Genomic DNA, 19,266 nt, shown 5'->3' on the forward strand with positions numbered 1-19,266 from the left:
ATCATATATTATTTTCAATGTCTAGAGTTTTTTGATTCAATAAAACAGGATGGTTATATTAACATACCATCCTATTCTATATTTTACTAATTAGATGTTTCTTCACTTTTTAGGAAATCTATCAATAAACTATTGATTTTCTCTGGAAACTCATAGTGTGCTAAGTGTGATGCTACTTTTATTTCATGATACTGGGTTTTTGGAACCAATTTGCATAGATTTTCCATAGATTCTCTAGTATTGCTTTTATCGTTTTCACCCCATGTCAAGAATACAGGAATATCCATTTGATTTAACTGTTCGTAATATATAGTTGCATCATCTAATGCGTCGCCTCTCATATTAGCTAAAACAGCTTTTTTCTTGCCTTTATAATTTATTTGTTTATTTAATTTATTAATTAGCTCTTGCTTTTTATCATCTGAATATAGAACGTTTGAAGGATCTGTGCCTATCTTGTCTCCAATTATAGACATCAAATAATCTCCAAAGTAATTTATTTTAAATAAATTAACAAGTCCTTTGCCGATATAATCATCAAAAAGCGGAGAAAGTAAAGCTAATTTTTCAACTTCCTCGGGATGTGATGCTGTAAAATAAGTACTAATACTACCTCCTTGAGAAGTACCAACTATATAAACAGGTTCATTTATGTCTAATTTTTCCTTGAGTTCAACAAGCTGTTTATCATATAGTTCTCTATTGTATTTTTTCATATCCGGTCTATCAGAAAATCCATGCCCATATACATCATATCTTAGGACTCTAAATCCCGCATTAATTAATGCATCAATATTATTATCCCAAGTAAAATATGGTGCAGCATTACCATGCACTAGAATTATTGTTTTTCCATCTACAGGACCTTTCAATTCATAATGTGTATAACCATTAGAAAGTTCAATGAAACTTCCATCTAGCTTGGCTCTTGTTTCTTGATTCAATGTTTCTTTCTCTAAGTCGCCTGTAAAAACTGGTAATAGTATGATAATCAATATTATTATGCTTAACACTATTACTAACTTCTTCTTCATTCTTATCACCCCCTTTCATTAAGAAGTTCCTAAAAATACAAATGACGGTATGTTCTTATTTTGATATTGTAGATCAATAAGTTTTGAATTGACATAAAAATATTCTTTCATTGTCTTTTCTGTCATTATTTTATTTATGTCTCCAAAAACATATTTGTCGCTACTAAGAAGTAAGCATTTATTAGCTATTTTCATAACATTATTAGGGTAATGGGAATTAATTATAGTACTTATACCTTTCTTTTCTGCTAATTTATTTATTGTATGTAATACTTTAAATTGATTGTAAAAATCTAGATGTGACTCTGGTTCATCTAATATCAATAATTTTGGAAAAGAGGCTAAAGCCTTGGCGATGAAAACCATCTGTAATTGCCCACCACTTAATTCATTACAATACGAATCTCTTATATGATATATACCTAATTCATTTAGAATACTATCTACTATATCATAATCTTCTTTTTTAGGAGATTGAAAATAATTATGGCTTCCATTTCTTCCGAACACTACTAAATCTTTTACTAAATAAGAAAAAGGTAATTTTCTTGCTTGAGGTACATAACCAATGTCTTTGATTCTATTGGCATCAATTGTATTTTGTCCATTGAATATACAAGTCCCTTCATCCCATTTCAATATTCCAGCAATACATTTTAATAGAGTAGTCTTACCTATCCCATTACACCCCATGATTGCAAGAATTTCTCCTTCTTTTATGGAAAAGCTGATATCTTTTAATATTGGTACATCAGGTCTATAAGAATAACAGCAATTCTTTAATTTCAACAACATTATATTTCACCTCTCTTATACATAAATAAAAAAGCAAAAATTGGAGCACCTATTAAAGCGGTTAATATACCTATAGGAATTTCAGATGAACTAATATTCCTTGCTAAACAGTCAACAATTATCAAAAAAACAGCTCCAGTCAGACCAGATAAAGGAATTAAATAACCATGATTATATCCAATGATCTTTCTGCATATATGCGGAATCACTAAACCTATCCAACCGATAATACCGGCTACTGTCACTGTTGAAGAAACCATAACCGTACATAATATGATAATAACCCATCTAAGTCTCTTAGGATTAACCCCCATTGTAAATGCTTCGTCATCACCTAAAGATAATATATTGATTTTCCATCTAAGTATTGTCAAACCAATTAATCCAATCATTATAGGTATTATGATGATCTTAATCTGTTCAAAAGAAGCATTAGAAAAACTACCCATAAGCCAAAAAGTAATAGCTGGTAATTTTTCTTCTGTATCTGCTAAGTACTTTGTTATAGATATTAAAGACATAAATACGGAAGATACAATAATACCACTTAATATGATTGATAAAACTGAATGATCTTTCCTAATCTTTGAAAATAAAAATACAAAAGAAATACTGGCAATTCCAAATACAAAAGATAAAATATGTATTGTTATCAAATTGTTTGCTGTTAGTATAATACCAAGTGCTGCACCAAATCCTGCACCAGATGAAACTCCAAGTACATCTGGGCTTACAAGGGGATTTTGTAATAACCCTTGCATACAAGTTCCCGCTACAGCAATACAAGCGCCTACAATTCCAGCTAATATAATACGCGGTATCCTAATATCACATATTATATAAGAGGAAATTTCTAGATTATCTGGTAAACTAGAGTGATTTATTTTAGCACTAAAGATCTTAATGATATCCATCACAGATATATCATATCGACCTATTAATAAAGATATTACACTCACTATTATCAATAATATTACTACTATAAAAACTACATTTTTGTAAGATGATATATTACTATTTTCTTCTATTTTCATTATGCTATTTTCCTTTTACTTTTTTAGGTTTTAATACCTCTTCAATTAATTCATCTTTTAATTCTATATCATATATCCTATTGTAGTAATCTTTGAAATAGGTAGTAAATTCATCATTACCTAATGAATCAGGATACGTTTTTGATATAAGCCATAAAGGCATTAGTGGAGAATCAGCGCATGGTGCTCCCCATGAATAAGTAGCTTGTGGAATGTCAAAAATAGCTTTATCTTTATACGCTTGAATTAATGACCAATCTTGGTTAGTTGCTTTGTTATTAATGATAGGTGTTGCAGGCATACCTAAAAATATAAAAACTACGTCAGGATTCCATTTATATATCTGTTCCATACTGACTTCTTTATTTCCTTCTATTTCCTTAGCAACATTCTCTATTCCCGCTTTATCAAAGAAATTACCTCCATATGAATTATTACCGCTTGCAGTTACTTTTCCATTAATGTAGCTAAAAATATAGAGTCCTTTCTTTTTAGTGGAATTATCTTTTAATAATTCATTGGCTTTATTATTTGATCTATCCCATTCTTTTTCTAGGGTATTTTCATTAGTGATATTAAATGCTTTTTCTAATTGTTTTTCCCATTCAATCGTCATAGACTCTGGGTCTCTATTTTTGCTACACATCATATCAACAGATTTCACATCTAATTTTTCTATTCCATTTTTCTGGCTATCACCATAATAGAATATAATATCTGGGGATAGTTTCAATAGTTCTTCTGTGTTTACAACAAATTCATTATTAATAAAAGATGTGTTGATATTTTTGTAATCAGGATATAATTCACTTAAAACATTTTCATTTGATGTACTGAATGCTCTTGGATTAATTCCTACTACCGTACTATCTTCTGGTGATACACTTAGATAGATTGATAATATAGGTGGAGATATTAGAGTAACTCTAGTAGTATCTTTTTCCTCCACCATGACTTCCTTATTTTCTTTTTTTACTGAACAACCTGTTAATTGAACTAATGCTATACATATTACTATAATAATGGTTCTCATTCTCATTGAGCTCATAAAAAAAAACCTCCTCTATTCTTTAAAAATGATTATCTATTAATTTATTTGAGTGACTAAGAAATTTTTGAATCAATTGTAATTCTTCATCTGATAGACTATCAAGGAAATCAAATAAAGCTGTATCAAAATTATTATGATATTGTTCATGAGCTTTATAAGCTTTTTCTCCGTCTTCAGTTAAATATAATCTAGTCTTTTTCTTATCTTTTTCGTCATTAACTTTTATAATTAATGCTCTTTTTTCTAATTTTAATACGGTTTTATATACAACAGCCCTAGTAATGCCAAAATTTCTAGCCATTTCTGAGCTATAAATGCCAGGATTATCTCCAATCATTTTAATCATATGTATTTCACCACGATAAAATTTCATATCTTCACTACCAAAATCCAAAATATTTGTTTTACCGTTTGCTATTTTTTCAGTGATTGAAATAAAAGATTCTAATACTTCATTCTTGGCATTCATTTAATTTCTCCCTTAATCTGACAATGTTTATTTTTGGTAAACTTTAACGCTATGATTACCACTTTTATCTTGTATATATAATTTGAATCCATTACTTTTCATTGTATCTTGAATAACTTTATCTGGTAAAAGTAAATCCAAACCATCTAGATGACTTGATAACCATCCTAATATTGTTTCGGAAGGTTCAAGATAATCTTCACTGAATCCATGAGTTATTAAATATATTATACCATTTTTATTAAGAGCATCATATAGTTTTTTTATAAAATCTTCTAAATGATCTTTAGCAAAATCAATAATAGCTGAGGCGATTATTATATCATATCCGCTCCCTATATCATCCTTTATGAAATCTCCTTTTTTGATAATTATTCTAGAAGTTAAATCATTTTTAGCAACTAAACGTTCTGCTACTACTGAAACATTGGGTTCCTCAAAAATGACACCCTCGGAATTAGGATATGCTTTACATAATTCTATTCCCATAGCTCCAGAACCACCGCCTAGATCTAATATCTTGGTAGGTTTTTTTTCCTGATATATTTTATTCATATGATTTATTAAAGGTTCTATTCTCCATAGATATATTTCAGGTATAGAAACTTCTGCTAATTTAATGAAATCATATACTTTATTCCCTTGATTATGTGCTGTAATATCTGAATCTGGTCCAAATCTTACCCTATTTTCAATGTTATCTAATGACATCATTTCATTTCTAAATAATATTGAATCCCCTATGTAACAGTTACTTGATTTCGATAGATATAATTTTCCCTCCTCTGTATTAACATACTTGTTTTGCTGTTTTTCAATTAAGTGTATGGATGCTAGAGCATTAAGTACTAATTTTAAATTTCTTAAATCATAGTCAGTTTGATTAGCTATATCTTCTATAGATACTTCATTATCTAAATAAGAAAATATATCAAGTTTTAATGCTGATAAAAATAATTGGGACTCTCTGTAATTAGTTATCATTTTGTAATATGTATTTGCTTGTAAATTATTACTTTTCATTTATTCACTCCTTTGTAACCCTGGCATACATCACTACAATAGTATATAATTAAATGTACTGTATGTCAAGCATACAATACATTTAATTATTATTTTTTATAATAGCCATATAGATTTATTTTTTAACGTTAATAAAAAACAGACACTCTATACAGTGTCTATTAATTCGTTATTCTTAATTATAAAATTCTAGGTAAATGTTCTTCACATATACCAATAAGACCCAAAATACCTTCAACTTGTTCATCACTAAGCCCTTTTAGATATTCTATTACCATATCATTAAGTTGTTCATGAAATAATTTGTGGTTTTTATAAGCTATTTTACCTTGGTCAGTTAGTTTGAAAAATACTTCTTTTTTGTTAGTATCTCTTTTATATTTTTGTACTAATTGCTTCTTTATCAATTTTTCTGAAACTTGTGTTATTGCTCCATTTGTCACATCCAATTTTTTTGATAATGTAGAGGCATTAATATCTCCATCACCAATAGCATCAATAAAATGTATTTCTGAATGATAAAGCAACTGGTCTGTTCCAAAGTTTTTTGGTTTTCTGTCATTATAATTTATTCTATATTGTACAGCGGACATTCTCTCGATTATTTGAATGTAATTTTGCATTTTGTCACCTCGAATTTGTTTACATATATATTTTGCTTACCATTTTATCAATTCCTTCTTTGGTCGTTTTATGAAATCCTAACTTTTGTTCCCAAATATGGGATATATCGTTAGTATGTAAAACTTGCTCTGGACAATTAGCTATACATCTAAAGCATGCTATGCAATTAATATCAGCAACACCTTTTTGGGCATCCATGGCCTTTGTTGGACATAAATTTTCGCATAATCCACACATTGAACAGGTATCAGAATCTCTTGTAGGAAGTTTAGTAATTGCCTGAAAACGATATTTTTCCGCTTGGTCTAGTTGCTCAGAACTGTATATTGGTTTAGCATATTCTATAGGTGCATAAGGTTCATTACTGATAAATTTATTTATTGTTTTAACTGTATATTTTTCTGCTACATCATAATCTGATTCATTAGGACGATTCTCTGCAGCTAACCATCCACTGTAATTGAAAGTATGAGCACTAACAAATTCAGCGGTTGAAACTAACTTGAAATTCTTCTCATCTAATAATTGTTTTATATAATAATGTGCTGGGTCCTTTCCGAATCCACCATATGTAAAGAATACAGAACACTTTTTACCTTCGCCATCTATTCTTTTCAACCATTCTCTACAAATCCTAGGAGCTCTCATAGAATAAATTGGGAAACCGAAAAAACATCCATCATAATCACTAATCTGTAAATCTTTTTCTCTACTTGAATAAGAAGTAATATCAATACTAGTAACACTAATATCTAGTTCTTCAAGCTTATTTTTAACTACAGTAGCTATTTTTTTGGTATTACCAGTGGCAGAAAAAAATGCAATCAATATTTTCATAAATCTTTCCTCCTCGTATAATTGATAATATATTTTAGTAGCTAANNTTAGCTACTAAAATATATTATATGTCAGTTATAGTAGTATGCTATTTTATTTGGTATTGTTCATTTAATGAACATATATTAAGCAAATTAATTTATTATCTAAAATACTTTATATTACACAGTATTATTAATATTTTAATTTATTTAGCAAGAAAAATATTGCCTACCAGTAATAGAATAACTGGTAGGCAATATTTAGGTTAATATGTTTTACTTATGTAATTTTAGTTATCTTGTTTTGATTCCATTAAACAATTTACTGTAAACTATTTCATATGTGAAATCAACTGTTCCTTTTTTACCAATTGGTGCAGCATACCATACTATCATATAAGTTGTACCATGTTGGAAGAAACAATTTAATTTTACAGAATCTTGCTCAGTTATATTGAAAGGATCAAAGTTATGAATGTTATATGATTCAAAGTGGAAAATATCACCTTCATTACCATATGATTTCTTATTGACGAAAGTAACACAATACTCTACTTTTACGTCCAATATTTCATCAATACTATAAAGACCTTCTAATGAATTACAATCATGTGAATAACCAATTTCTTCAATCTGAACATTATCTATGAACCATCCAGATTCATTCGAAGCTGAATCTGTCATATAACGGAATGCTACTAAAATTTCTTGTCCTGCATATGAAGTTAAATCAAATTCTTCTGAACCCCATGCAGTATCTTGTCTTGAAAATCCAGGTAAATTTTCAAAGATTTTTGGTGCTTGTGCGTTAATAGGGAATTCATCTTGATCAATAGTATTATCATTAGCTAGGCTTGTCCAAGTCTGTCCTTCATCAGTTGAAACTTGTACCATACAAGCATCCCATAAAGGTTCAGCATCTACAAAGGTATCAAATTTCAATAATGGATTAACAGCATTTGTTAAATCTGCTCTAAAGATTAATTGGTTATCTATATTATCCCCATTATTACCCCAAATTACTGTACCTTTATTTTCTTTTGGATCCTCCATTACTTTCCAAGGAGTAGGCATGAATTCTATACCATCAAATTTGATGTTACTGATTCTTTTTGAATTATCTAATACTTTGTAATCAGCTCCCCATGCAGGCACTCCATCTTTATCATATTCAAGTGCTGATTCAAAATCAACATTAACATCTATGCTATCAAAATTATAAATAGCACCACTAAAAAGATCGGTATCTATTGCAGCAGCTATAGTAAATCTTCTGAATAATTCTTCAAAATCTATACCAATATTAAATTGATTAAGAACTTCATTAGCACTTTCGATACCATGTTTTTCATTCTTAGCTAAAGCTTGAATAAAATCATGACCAAAATGATCATTCAAATATAGTACAAATAAGTAAGCTTGACCATAATCTGCTAAAGTTTCTGGTCCTGTTGGAGCATCAACATGCTCGTCCCATTCTATCAATGAATTCTCAGGATAATCCAAGAAAGCATTTACATGGCTCATAGGATGCATTTCAAAGCATAAAAATTCAGCAAACTCAGACATACCTTCATTTAACCAAGTTGTTTCAGATGAATCATTATCATCATGAATTAGATGTTGAAATTCATGTGCTGTTGTTGGTAACCAATTACTATCTAATCTATGTTCCCAATCTTTTGCTGAGATATTGATTATATTTCTATCAGTATATTCTTCATACATAGGTGAGTAGAATCCACCAATGATTAAAGGATATGATTGATCATAATAATTTACATCTCTAAAGTTATCAACTAAAAGGATTACTCTCTCTACTCCATCTTGAGAAACATAATAATCAGCTGGTAGACCTACTTGACCTGGAAGAGTTGCATTTATTCCAGTATGTGAATCATGCATTCCAAAGAAATCAGTATCTGTAGGGTAAACTGTTTCATCAAAAACGTCTTTCATATGGTCAGCTTGAACTTGTGTAATTACAGGGGCTTCCCTATCATCTATGTAATCTAAATTATCTGCTATCCATATTTCTACACTGTTTCCAATACTTCTTAAGGTGTAAGTTTTAATATAGTATCCATTTTGCTCATCATATGATAGAAAATTCTTAGTTCCACCATTGAATGTAAAATTAGGATCATCAGCTTCAAGAGCAAATAAGCGATTTTCTGCTACATCCATAGTTGTAGCAAGTTGTTGAATTTGATTTGCTACTTTTTGCTTATACTCATTATCTTTTTCTAATTCTCTAAGTTTTGTTCCGATGTCGATTAAATCTCCATATCTTGAAGTATCCCAACCATCTTCTGCATAAACTTCAGGTACATTACAAACAAAAGTTAAACAAAATACCATTGCCAATAATAATGTTAATACTTTTTTCTTCATAAAAAAACCTCCCTGTTTTTTGTTAGAGAGCTTGTATAAATATTCTTTAATAAATGATTCTTCTTACTATATTAATACAAACTGTCTACATTTCTAGTATATATTATTTTATTAATAATTTCTATAATATTTGTCATTTTTTTGTTAATTAAAACAATTCTTGACAACAGCTATTATTATTGCTATTCTTTTTACAATTTAATCATATTATAATATTCAGAATTAAGCATATGCAATATTAATTTAACTGTATAATAATAACAAAACTGTTTTATACTATCTATGTTTACTAAAATTTAATTTAAGGAGGTAATTATGAGAACATCTGGTAAAGAAAATGGTGAAAAGAATAAAAGAAATATAAAAAATAATGGTAAGTACGACAATAATAACAATTATACAAAAGAAGAATATGATAAAAAATCTAATGATGCCCATATTAAATAACTAAACTCTCATATTATTCTAAAAATCTACACTAGGTTATTAAAAATACACAATAAAAATAAAGCATTTCCTAATCTCAATTATTTATGGGATTAAGAAATGCTTATATTTTTATTGATCTTCGTTATAATTGTAATGTTTTCCTTGTATAATGGTATTAGTTATATTAACATGAGTTTCATATCCATCATATAAGGAATATTTAGCTTTTGATAAAAATTCCTTCGAATCAATTATATTTTTATCATTTATATCAATCAAAGTTAAATCCGCATCGTATCCAGGAGTAATTTTACCTTTATTAATCCCTAATATGTTAGCTGGATTATAAGACATTTTATTAGTTAATTCTTGTAAGGTCAAAATACCGTTCTTTACTAAATAAGTATAAGATAACTTAAATGCTGTTTCAAATGATGACATACCAAATGAAGCAATATCAAATTCCAACAATTTCGAATCAATTGTATTAGGTTTATGGTCAGAACTAATTACATCAATTGTACCATCCTTTAACCCAGAAATTATACTATCAATATCTTCTTTTGTTCTAAGTGGTGGACTAACTTTAGCAAATGTATTATAGTAATCAACATTTGATTCGTCCAATATAAAATATCTAGGAGATGTTTCTGCCGTTACATTGATTCCTTTACCTTTAGCTAGTCTAATTAATTCTACAGACTCTTTTGAAGAAACATGAGTGATGTGTAAATTAATATCATATTCTTTTGCTAAAAATATGTTTCTCATAAGATGAAGTGTCTCTGCTACTACAGGAAAACCTTTTAGTCCTAGTTTCGTAGCCATATATCCTTCGTTAATGCCGCTTTTATTGGAAATACTAGTATCTTCGCAATGCATTATTATTGGCATACCAAACATACTTGCATATCTGAATATTTTTTTTACAATACTATTATCTTGAATAGGAATATCACCATCAGATAAGGCTACTATTCCAGACAGTTGCATTTCACCGTATTCAGTAAGTTCTTTTCCTTTACATTCTTTAGTTAGATTACCATATGGAAATAGGTGTGTCACTGCATCAGCTTCAGATTTTGTTTTTATATATTCAACTACAGTCTTATTGTCAATGCTTGGTAATGTATTAGGACTACAAGTTATGCTTGTAAAACCTCCTCTGGCAGCGCTTAAGGAAGCTGTCACAAGACTCTCTCTATATTCATAACCTGGCTCACAGATCTCACAATGCATATCTATAAGCCCAGGAATAACAATTCTATCTGTAGCATCTATTGTATAATAACCATCTGAATTAATGTTTGGCATTACTTCACTTATTTTACCACCATCTATTAATATATCTGTGTTCAACAATGTTTTTTCAGGTGTAACAATCTTCCCATTTTTTATTAATAAATTATACATTAAAGCTCACCCCACACTTAGATAATACGTGAAATAGCGCCATTCTCACTGCTACTCCATTGATTTGTTGCCTATTGATTATAGAATTATCTCCATCAATAACTTCTGAAGAGATTTCTATTCCTCTATTTATAGGTCCTGGATGCATAACAATTACATCTTTTTTAGCATATTGCAAACGATTAACATCCAATTTAAATAATCTCATATATTCATTTATTGATGGTAATAGATTATCTTCCTGTCTCTCATTTTGGATTTTTAGAGTCATAATAACATCAGCATCAATTATAGCTTCTGTAATATTATTGTGAACTTCTATATTATCACCAAGATTGCTAGGAATAAGTGTAGGTGGTCCCGCAATTCTAACTTTTGCACCTAGTTTAGTAAGTCCCCATATATTACTTCTTGCTACACGATTATGCATGATATCTCCAATTATAGCTACGTTCAGTCCATTAAATTTATTTTTAATCTCATAGATAGATAGTAGATCCACTAATGACTGACTAGGATTCTCATTTCTACCATCCCCTGCATTGATTACAGAGGCATTTACATACTTAGTAAGATAATGTGGTCCACCAGACAAAGGATGTCTAATAACAATGAAATCAGCTCCTATTTGATCTACTGACCTCCCAAGGTCTTTAAGTGATTCACCTCTATATAATTCCTTAGATGTAGTGAGATTAATTACTTTAGCACTTAAATTTTGAGCTGCAAGTTCAAATGATAATCTAGAACGTGATTGTTCTTCATAATACAATGTTGCAACTGTTTTACCTTTTAACAAAGGCGCTGTAGTAAATTTATTGGATTCTATAGTATATTTCATTTTTTGTGCTGAATTAAGTATATAGTGAATCTCATCACATGACAAGGATTTTAAATCTAGAAAATGTTTAAGATTAAGTAGCATTTTGGTACCTCCAAGGGTGATTAATAAAATATATTGTATAACACTATTTGAATTAAATCAATAGTTATCCTAAATATTAGCATAAACCATTAATGCAATCCTACTTAATATATATTGAGATTCTATTAAGAATACTAGCCATTTGAGCTCTTGTAACATTATATTTTGGCCTGAATGTATTATCACCATAACCTCTAAAAATACCTGAAGAACTCATTTTTTCTATAGCTTCATAAGACCAATTATTTGAATCAATATCATAGAAGTCATTATTCTCATTATCTGTATTTATATTTGATTTAAGGAGATTATATAACATTCCAGCCATTTCTTCTCTAGTTATTATATTATCTGCATCAAATATTTTTTCACCTCTACCCTTTATTATATTGCATTCATAAGCTGTTTCTATCTCTAATTTTGCCCAATGTGAAGTTGGTACATCTAAAAAATAAGAAGATGTTGATGTTAGCTCAATATCCAGAGCTCTAATAAGAATGACTGCGGCTTGAGCTCTTGTCAAGTTCACATCAGGACAGAACAATGTACTGGATGTACCTAACATCCAATCTTTTTCATATGCTTCTGATATATCAACTTTCGCCCAATGATTAGATATATCAGTAAAATAATTACCGTTTAACCATGATATATAATATTTCCAGATATCTTTATTCTCTTGACCTAAACTCCAAGTTCCTGTACCTTTTAGATCATACTTCTGAACTATCTTTAATTTTTCTTTTATTGTGTAATCATTATCAAACCATACTTCGTAATTACCTTCAGTCACTGGCACACCCCAGCTATATAGATTCTTCTTTTCATCAGAAGTATTAACTTCAAAATTAGCTTTAATGCTTTTGGATTTCTTATCATATATGATACTTCCATTATAATAAGCTACCAATGATTCTACAGTACTAGCAGAAATTCCTTTACCTAGAATCCTATTATCTTTATCAGAATCATCCATATCATTTATATTCCATATTCTTCCGTAAAAAGGTATACCTAATACTATTTTATCCGATGGTACCCCTATATCAATAGCATATTTAACAGAATTTTCTACAAATGATATACTTGCTACCGGTCCAGGTTTACTTCCTCTATAACTCTCATCATAGGCCATTATCATAAGATAATCAGCATAGGAAGATAATAATTTATAATCATACATACCTTGCCATCCTTTAGATGAACCATAGGGGTTAGCTGCAACAGATACAGATATAACTTTATCACTATTAATCTTTTCTCTTAACAAACGGGTAAAATCTGTAAATAAATCCCTGCTTTGTTCATTTAATCCTTCAATATCAACGTTAATACCATCAAAATTATAGGTTTCTATTATTGTGGCTATTTCTGTAGTTACATTTTCCATATCAGCTAAAGCAAGTTCTCCAGCTTTTCTATTCCAATGATTACTAATAAAAGGTATAATTTTCATACCTTCATCATGAATAGTTTTGATGAAATCAGTATCAATGTTTTTAGTTTCAATACGACCTTCACTATTTATGTGTATATAATTAGGTGATACACTGTCTAGAGATTTTTCAGTATCAGTAACATATTTTATGTACGATTTAGGACTACCATAATGTAAGTATGACATATTGAATTTAGAGGTCGTGTAAACAGAAGTTGTAGTAATTGTTAATAATACAGTAAGTAATACTAGTCTTGAAGTTATTCTTAGTATTTTCATTATTTAATTAGATTCCTTTCTATAATTTTAATTGGTATTAGTAAACTAAATAAGAAGCTATAATAAAATAATATTATATGAATATTTTAACAGATTTTTGGTACTTTTTGTCTAAGTAAATTTAACCAATAATTATTTCTAAGATTATTTTTTATATATAGTTATATGATAATATCTTTGTGTGAAACTAAAAAAGCCCCATAAGGGACTTTTAAAATCTATATTAAAATCATATACCTTTTGGTAGAATAAGGTTTAAACTAACTCCTATAAGAGCTGCTATAGCTAATCCAGATATTGTCAATGAATCAACTAGAGGAAAACTATCAACCCCAATACCAATAACTAAAACTATTGCTGATATAAGTAAGTTTCTACTATGAGTAAAATCAAGATTTGATGAAATTAATATTCTAACACCTACACTTGCTATCATACCGAATAGTATAATACTTATACCACCCATAACTGGTCCTGGTATAGTTCTTATTACAGCACCAAATTTACCAATCATACTCAAAAATATTGCAATTATTGCTGCTATTCTTAAAATGGCAGGGTCATATACTTTTGTAACTGCTAAAACGCCAGTATTTTCACTATATGTAGTATTAGCAGGAGCTCCGATTAATCCAGCGAATATCGTCGCTACACCATCACCTAACATAGTTCTATGGATACCAGGATCATCTAAGAAGTTCTTACCAACAACAGCTCCATTAGTAGTTATGTCTCCTATATGTTCAATAAAGACTACTAATGCAATCGGCGCTATAGCTATAATTCCTGACATTGTAAATGAAGGCACTGCTAAAATCTGTTCAGTAATATTAGTATCTGTAACTGAAAACCATGCTGCATTACTAATAGCAGTTGTGTCTAATAATCCAAATGGAACACATACTATATAACCAATAGTTACTGATATAAGTATAGGTACCATTTTGAAAAAGCCTTTTGCGAATATTGATACAACAACCATTGTTAATACAACTATTGATGCTACTAAAGCATGTGTACCATTGAAAGCTCTATCACCATTATCATTAATAACGGGGAAAAATGCGCTATTAGTAGCAACAGTACATAATCTTAGTCCTATTACAATAATCATTGGTCCAGTTACAATTGGTGGAAATAATTTTTTGATTTTATCTACGCCCACAAAATATATTATAATAGCCATAGTTACATATACTAAACCGGCTACTATGATTCCTCCTTTTACGAGAGAAAGATTTTGTAAATATTCTGCCCTTGGCATCTTAGTTACATCATCTAGCTGATTAGGATTCAATGTTAATGAAATCGCACCTATAAATGCAAAACTTGAACCTAAAAAAACTGGTACTTTTCCTTTTGCACATAAGTGAAACAGAAGTGTTCCTACACCAGCTGCAAATAATGCAATAGCTGGGTCAAGTCCTGTTAAAATTGGTACTAAGACTGTTGCTCCGAACATTGCTAAAACATGTTGAAGACCTAGAATTAGTTTTTTGCCTTTTGATATGTTCTCCATAATAAAATTTACCTCCTATTTTGTAATAGTGATTATGTTGTATTTACTAAATACTAGACTACTTTATATTTGGTACACTCTTTTTAATATGGAAATCTTTAAATTATTTGAACAGTATCTTCGCCATCAACTTCTAATAACTTAACACGAACCACTTCATCTTTTGATGTTGGTATATTTTTCCCTATATAATCAGGTGTTAAAGGTAATTCTCTGTGACCTCTATCTACTAGTGATGCAAATTGAATCTTATTAGGTCTACCTGTATCAATTACTGCTTCAATAGCAGATCTACAAGTTCTACCTGTATAGATAACATCATCAACTAATATTACATTTTTACCTTCTACATCAAAATTCAAAGGATTGTTTATTACAGGTTGAGGAGTTATCTTTTGTAGATCATCTCTATAGAAAGTGATGTCAATTGTTCCTACAGGAACATCTACTCCTTCAAATGTTTTAATTTTGTTAGCAATCCTGTTCGCTAAAGGGATACCTCTTGTTTTAATACCTAGAATAACTACATTCTCCACACCTTTATTTTTTTCAATAATTTCGTGGGATATTCTTATAAGTGCTCTTCCAATAGCTTTGTCGTCCATTAATACTTTCATAAGTTCACCTCAAAATATTAATATTTTATAGCTTGTAAATAATACTTATAGAAATTTAACGAGTTGCTGTTAAATTTTTACATTAAAAAAGGCTCCAAGATACACCCAAGAAGCCATAGTTCACATAACTATGTTACGGTAAAACTTCTTACTAGCATCCCTGTACTAATTTAAAGAAATCTTATTATTTAATTCTATAATAATTTATCACATTTTTTGATAAATGTCTACCATTTTTTTATTTTCTTTTTAATATAATTTTCGTGATAGGTTATTTCTTATCAGTCCATTTAATCAATGCTTGAAAATATTTCTTTTTGCTATCTTTATCTACACCCTCTACGTAAAAAGAATCATCTTCTATATTATAGCCTTTAAATAGTTCAATAGTTTGTCCGTACTTACATTCTGTCAAAAAATTAATATGTAGAATTTTAGGTTGTCTATTTTGATAATAATCTTCAGTAAAGCTATCTAACACCATTTCAACGTATCTGACATTATTAACATGATGATTAATATCAATATCACAGTAACTTATATTTTTATCAAATACATGTTCTTTATCGGCTATATCAAATATCTTACCTGGCACTTCTTCTACAGCATGTTCATTTTCCATATTATCTATAGTTCCATTAAGGATTTTCGGGCGTTGAGGTCTCATCTTTTTAGAATCAACAATTACCCAATTAGTTGTAACATTAGCTATTACTTTTTCAGAGGAATTATAGACCTTGAAATCTCTTAAAACAAATATTTTATCTGTGCCTTTAGTCCATGTTTTCACTGTTACTGTGTCACCTAATTTGGGATATTCCAATATATCAATATATGCTCTTGATAAAATCCAAAATAATCCTTCATCTGACATTTCTTTTACACCATAACTTTGACTATGAGCATGATTTATTGCACATTCCTGCATATAATTAAATATCGTGCTCATCTTAATCCTATTATTAAAATCAACGGCATAAGTTCCTAATCTAAATGTTTCTCTTCCTATTTTATTCATATATTTCATCACCCTTATAGTTAAATATTGTTAATATTGTTAATCTAATAACATACTCAATATTATATCACTATTAAATTACATTGTCTAAAAATAATTTTTATAGGTGATATTTGATATAAAAGGTACTAAAATATACTTGAAAATCCTTTAAATCTATTATAAAGTTTTATCATTAATTGCTGAGCATATTCTATCTAAAGCTTCATTTAATATTGCACGTGGACATGCAAAGTTGACTCTCATAAAACCTGAACCATTATCTCCAAACCAGTTTCCGCTATCCAGAGCAACTTTAGCTTGACGAAATATCAGATCTTCAAGTTTTTTATTGTCTTTTTCTATTAGTCTAAAATCCAACCATGCCAAGTATGTTGCTTGTGGACGTATCAGTCTTATCTCTTTCATATTATTTTTTAAGTAGTTCTCCATAAAATTAAGGTTATCCTCTAAATAAAGCAATAATTGTTCTAGCCAGTCTTCACCTTCATTATAAGCCGCTTTTAGTGCAGCTATACTCATGGGATTATGTCCTGATATAGAATTTTTAATCAAAATGTGCTTATATTTATCTCTAATCTCTTTGTTTCTAATTATTATATGAGATGTTTCTAGTCCAGGTATATTAAATGTTTTACTAGGAGCAGTACAAATTATTGAGTTTTGAGCAAAATCTTCACAAATGTTAGCAAATACTGTATGTTCGTTATTTCCTAAAATCAAATCATTATGGATTTCATCAGAAACAACTAGAACATCATTCTCTATGCATATTTTCCCTATCTTCTCTAATTCTTCTTTTGTCCATACCCTACCAACTGGATTATGTGGACTACACAAAATGAATATCTTAACTTCCTCATCTTTTGCTTTTTCTTCAAAATCTTTGAAATCAATATTATATTTTTTACCGTCATATATTAAAGGGTTGTCCACTACTTTGCAGCCATTATTTATGATGGATTTCTTGAAAGGATAGTATACAGGTGTTTGAATAATAACTTTATCACCAGTAGAACAAAAGGCTTGTATTATGTAATTTATAGCTGGAACAATGCCTGGTGTATACACTATACTATCTTTATCTATATTCCAATTATGTCTTTTCTTTTGCCAGTTAATAACCGAATCATAATACGCATCTAATCTAACGCTATAACCATATATACCGTGTTGGGCTCTTTCAACTATTGTATCAATTATTGGTTGGGGAGTCTTGAAGTCCATGTCTGCAACCCAGAGTGGCAACATATCTTCTCCTCCAAAATGTTCTTTTAACTTTTCTGGCTCCCACTTTAGAGAATTAGTTCCGTTTCTATCTATAATAGTATCAAAATTATATTTCATATGAAATTCCTCCTTTTGGAACTGTAAAAAAATATGCGTAGTTTAAATAACTGTTAATAATCATTACGCAAATATTATTTCGTATCAGTAGTTTCTTGTGATATTTCTAATAAAACTTGATTAAATTTATTTGGTTCATCCAGCTCTGGAAAATGTGCTGAATCCTCAAACCATATGCAGCGTTTTAGAGGCGATTTTAACTTCTTACAATATTTTTCTACTAAGGTTTGTGGTGCAACATAATCATACCTTCCCATACAAAAATATACAGGTACCTCAATTTCTTTTATGGTTTCAAAAAAATTTATATTGTTTTCATATATATTAGTAAATAAATGATTGACCGAAAACTCTTGTCCCTTCATAATAATATCTAGGTCATCATTAGTAAAATTATTAGTAATACTTTCAAATACTTTGAATTTTCTCTCTACAAACCCTAATAGACTTAACCATTTTCTTTCTATACCTATATCTTTTATAAATTCTTTATATGGTGGCTCACCTATATCTGTTAATTCCTTTAGCGCTTCAGCATTATTAAGCCTTTTTGCCTCCTTTAAAATAAGATTATAAGATAATAGTTCATTTTGATAAGTATCCACAATTTGACCAGTGCTAATATACCCGAAGAATTTTTCTGGAAATCTATGTACAGTCATAAGCCCATAAACACTACCTATTGATTGAGCTGATAAAAATAATTTTTCTTTATTGTATTGATTTAACAAATAATCTACTATTTCTTTTGAATCCAATATAAATTGTTCTAAATTCATTGTATCTATAGGAATATCATTTTGATATGATTTTCCTGCTCCTCTTTGATCCCAATTGACAACTAAAAAATTCTGTTCGATTTCTTGTTGAAAATATTGTGAATAGCAACTATAAGGTATACCAGGTCCTCCGTGTATAAATAGGACTATAGGGTTCTGTGTATTACCCTTAACCATGATATGTTGCATAATACCGCCTATATTAACCATTTCAGATACATTAATTACTTTCTCAGAATAATAATTCAATTATTATACCT

18 protein-coding genes are annotated in these 19,266 nt (G+C 29.3%); 1 reads left to right on the forward strand and 17 read right to left on the reverse strand.

Annotated elements, in window-relative coordinates; genetic code table 11:
- Positions 1-86 precede the first annotated feature (86 nt).
- The 9 genes from ACX6CF_RS21285 to ACX6CF_RS21325 all read right to left on the reverse strand — a co-directional run bounded on the left by ACX6CF_RS21285 (position 87) and on the right by ACX6CF_RS21325 (position 9,242).
- On the reverse strand, positions 87-1,034 hold the full coding sequence (locus ACX6CF_RS21285) for an alpha/beta fold hydrolase (RefSeq protein WP_458787383.1): 948 nt from the start codon (positions 1,032-1,034) through the stop codon (positions 87-89).
- 18 nt (positions 1,035-1,052) lie between these two features.
- Positions 1,053-1,829, reverse strand: a complete 777-nt coding sequence (locus tag ACX6CF_RS21290; RefSeq protein ID WP_458787384.1) for an ABC transporter ATP-binding protein — start codon at positions 1,827-1,829, stop codon at positions 1,053-1,055.
- Positions 1,829-2,863: a FecCD family ABC transporter permease gene (locus tag ACX6CF_RS21295; RefSeq protein ID WP_458787385.1), complete on the reverse strand. Its 1,035-nt coding sequence runs from the start codon at positions 2,861-2,863 to the stop codon at positions 1,829-1,831. The genes ACX6CF_RS21290 and ACX6CF_RS21295 overlap by 1 nt, the downstream gene beginning before the upstream one ends.
- A 4-nt stretch (positions 2,864-2,867) precedes the next feature.
- Positions 2,868-3,911 (reverse strand): ABC transporter substrate-binding protein, encoded by a 1,044-nt coding sequence (locus ACX6CF_RS21300; RefSeq protein WP_458787386.1) that lies wholly within the window; start codon positions 3,909-3,911, stop codon positions 2,868-2,870.
- A 22-nt stretch (positions 3,912-3,933) separates the two neighbouring features.
- Complete coding sequence (locus ACX6CF_RS21305) at positions 3,934-4,383, reverse strand: MarR family winged helix-turn-helix transcriptional regulator (RefSeq protein WP_458787387.1); 450 nt, start codon at positions 4,381-4,383, stop codon at positions 3,934-3,936.
- Between the two features lie 27 nt (positions 4,384-4,410).
- Positions 4,411-5,406 carry a methyltransferase gene (locus tag ACX6CF_RS21310; protein WP_458787388.1) on the reverse strand — a complete coding sequence of 332 codons (996 nt, stop codon included), beginning with the start codon at positions 5,404-5,406 and terminating at the stop codon, positions 4,411-4,413.
- Positions 5,407-5,585: 179 nt separating this feature from the next.
- Positions 5,586-6,029 (reverse strand): MarR family transcriptional regulator, encoded by a 444-nt coding sequence (locus tag ACX6CF_RS21315; protein WP_458787389.1) that lies wholly within the window; start codon positions 6,027-6,029, stop codon positions 5,586-5,588.
- 19 nt (positions 6,030-6,048) lie between these two features.
- Positions 6,049-6,867 (reverse strand): EFR1 family ferrodoxin, encoded by an 819-nt coding sequence (locus ACX6CF_RS21320; protein ID WP_458787390.1) that lies wholly within the window; start codon positions 6,865-6,867, stop codon positions 6,049-6,051.
- 275 nt (positions 6,868-7,142) lie between these two features.
- The gene (locus tag ACX6CF_RS21325) at positions 7,143-9,242 is read right to left on the reverse strand and encodes a choice-of-anchor J domain-containing protein (RefSeq protein WP_458787391.1); all 2,100 of its coding nucleotides are present in this window, start codon (positions 9,240-9,242) and stop codon (positions 7,143-7,145) included.
- Positions 9,243-9,557: 315 nt separating this feature from the next.
- Between ACX6CF_RS21325 and ACX6CF_RS21330 the strand changes: the two genes are divergently transcribed.
- The gene (locus tag ACX6CF_RS21330) at positions 9,558-9,689 is read left to right on the forward strand and encodes a hypothetical protein (protein ID WP_458787392.1); all 132 of its coding nucleotides are present in this window, start codon (positions 9,558-9,560) and stop codon (positions 9,687-9,689) included.
- Between the two features lie 111 nt (positions 9,690-9,800).
- Here the strand turns inward: ACX6CF_RS21330 and ACX6CF_RS21335 are convergent, their stop codons facing one another.
- The 8 genes from ACX6CF_RS21335 to ACX6CF_RS21370 all read right to left on the reverse strand — a co-directional run bounded on the left by ACX6CF_RS21335 (position 9,801) and on the right by ACX6CF_RS21370 (position 19,255).
- Positions 9,801-11,084 (reverse strand): dihydroorotase, encoded by a 1,284-nt coding sequence (locus ACX6CF_RS21335; protein ID WP_458787393.1) that lies wholly within the window; start codon positions 11,082-11,084, stop codon positions 9,801-9,803.
- Entirely contained in the window at positions 11,077-12,009 is a 933-nt protein-coding gene (locus tag ACX6CF_RS21340; RefSeq protein ID WP_458787394.1) for an aspartate carbamoyltransferase catalytic subunit, read from the reverse strand. The genes ACX6CF_RS21335 and ACX6CF_RS21340 overlap by 8 nt, the downstream gene beginning before the upstream one ends.
- Before the next feature lie 100 nt (positions 12,010-12,109).
- Positions 12,110-13,726 (reverse strand): glycosyl hydrolase family 18 protein, encoded by a 1,617-nt coding sequence (locus tag ACX6CF_RS21345; protein WP_458787395.1) that lies wholly within the window; start codon positions 13,724-13,726, stop codon positions 12,110-12,112.
- Between the two features lie 229 nt (positions 13,727-13,955).
- The gene (locus ACX6CF_RS21350) at positions 13,956-15,245 is read right to left on the reverse strand and encodes a uracil-xanthine permease family protein (protein WP_458787396.1); all 1,290 of its coding nucleotides are present in this window, start codon (positions 15,243-15,245) and stop codon (positions 13,956-13,958) included.
- 98 nt (positions 15,246-15,343) lie between these two features.
- Entirely contained in the window at positions 15,344-15,862 is a 519-nt protein-coding gene (gene pyrR, locus ACX6CF_RS21355) for a bifunctional pyr operon transcriptional regulator/uracil phosphoribosyltransferase PyrR (RefSeq protein WP_458787397.1), read from the reverse strand.
- A 271-nt stretch (positions 15,863-16,133) separates the two neighbouring features.
- Positions 16,134-16,880 carry an acyl-[acyl-carrier-protein] thioesterase gene (locus ACX6CF_RS21360; RefSeq protein WP_458787398.1) on the reverse strand — a complete coding sequence of 249 codons (747 nt, stop codon included), beginning with the start codon at positions 16,878-16,880 and terminating at the stop codon, positions 16,134-16,136.
- Between the two features lie 159 nt (positions 16,881-17,039).
- Positions 17,040-18,227, reverse strand: coding sequence for a MalY/PatB family protein (locus ACX6CF_RS21365; protein WP_458787399.1), 1,188 nt, complete (start codon positions 18,225-18,227; stop codon positions 17,040-17,042).
- A 74-nt stretch (positions 18,228-18,301) separates the two neighbouring features.
- The gene (locus ACX6CF_RS21370) at positions 18,302-19,255 is read right to left on the reverse strand and encodes an alpha/beta fold hydrolase (RefSeq protein ID WP_458787400.1); all 954 of its coding nucleotides are present in this window, start codon (positions 19,253-19,255) and stop codon (positions 18,302-18,304) included.
- Between the last annotated feature and the right edge of the window lie 11 nt (positions 19,256-19,266).

It is taken from the genome of Vallitalea sediminicola (assembly GCF_054408565.1).

What these genes read in the sequence shown, in the direction of transcription:
- ACX6CF_RS21285 (WP_458787383.1), bottom strand. Translation starts at nt 1,034, where the DNA reads ATGAAGAAGAAGTTAGTAATAGTGTTAAGCATAATAATATTGATTATC.
- ACX6CF_RS21360 (WP_458787398.1), bottom strand. Translation starts at nt 16,880, where the DNA reads ATGAATAAAATAGGAAGAGAAACATTTAGATTAGGAACTTATGCCGTT.
- ACX6CF_RS21345 (WP_458787395.1), bottom strand. Translation starts at nt 13,726, where the DNA reads ATGAAAATACTAAGAATAACTTCAAGACTAGTATTACTTACTGTATTA.
- ACX6CF_RS21320 (WP_458787390.1), bottom strand. Translation starts at nt 6,867, where the DNA reads ATGAAAATATTGATTGCATTTTTTTCTGCCACTGGTAATACCAAAAAA.
- ACX6CF_RS21310 (WP_458787388.1), bottom strand. Translation starts at nt 5,406, where the DNA reads ATGAAAAGTAATAATTTACAAGCAAATACATATTACAAAATGATAACT.
- ACX6CF_RS21305 (WP_458787387.1), bottom strand. Translation starts at nt 4,383, where the DNA reads ATGAATGCCAAGAATGAAGTATTAGAATCTTTTATTTCAATCACTGAA.
- ACX6CF_RS21330 (WP_458787392.1), top strand. Translation starts at nt 9,558, where the DNA reads ATGAGAACATCTGGTAAAGAAAATGGTGAAAAGAATAAAAGAAATATA.
- ACX6CF_RS21350 (WP_458787396.1), bottom strand. Translation starts at nt 15,245, where the DNA reads ATGGAGAACATATCAAAAGGCAAAAAACTAATTCTAGGTCTTCAACAT.
- ACX6CF_RS21365 (WP_458787399.1), bottom strand. Translation starts at nt 18,227, where the DNA reads ATGAAATATAATTTTGATACTATTATAGATAGAAACGGAACTAATTCT.
- ACX6CF_RS21300 (WP_458787386.1), bottom strand. Translation starts at nt 3,911, where the DNA reads ATGAGCTCAATGAGAATGAGAACCATTATTATAGTAATATGTATAGCA.
- ACX6CF_RS21290 (WP_458787384.1), bottom strand. Translation starts at nt 1,829, where the DNA reads ATGTTGTTGAAATTAAAGAATTGCTGTTATTCTTATAGACCTGATGTA.
- ACX6CF_RS21340 (WP_458787394.1), bottom strand. Translation starts at nt 12,009, where the DNA reads ATGCTACTTAATCTTAAACATTTTCTAGATTTAAAATCCTTGTCATGT.
- ACX6CF_RS21325 (WP_458787391.1), bottom strand. Translation starts at nt 9,242, where the DNA reads ATGAAGAAAAAAGTATTAACATTATTATTGGCAATGGTATTTTGTTTA.
- ACX6CF_RS21315 (WP_458787389.1), bottom strand. Translation starts at nt 6,029, where the DNA reads ATGCAAAATTACATTCAAATAATCGAGAGAATGTCCGCTGTACAATAT.
- ACX6CF_RS21295 (WP_458787385.1), bottom strand. Translation starts at nt 2,863, where the DNA reads ATGAAAATAGAAGAAAATAGTAATATATCATCTTACAAAAATGTAGTT.
- pyrR (WP_458787397.1), bottom strand. Translation starts at nt 15,862, where the DNA reads ATGAAAGTATTAATGGACGACAAAGCTATTGGAAGAGCACTTATAAGA.
- ACX6CF_RS21335 (WP_458787393.1), bottom strand. Translation starts at nt 11,084, where the DNA reads ATGTATAATTTATTAATAAAAAATGGGAAGATTGTTACACCTGAAAAA.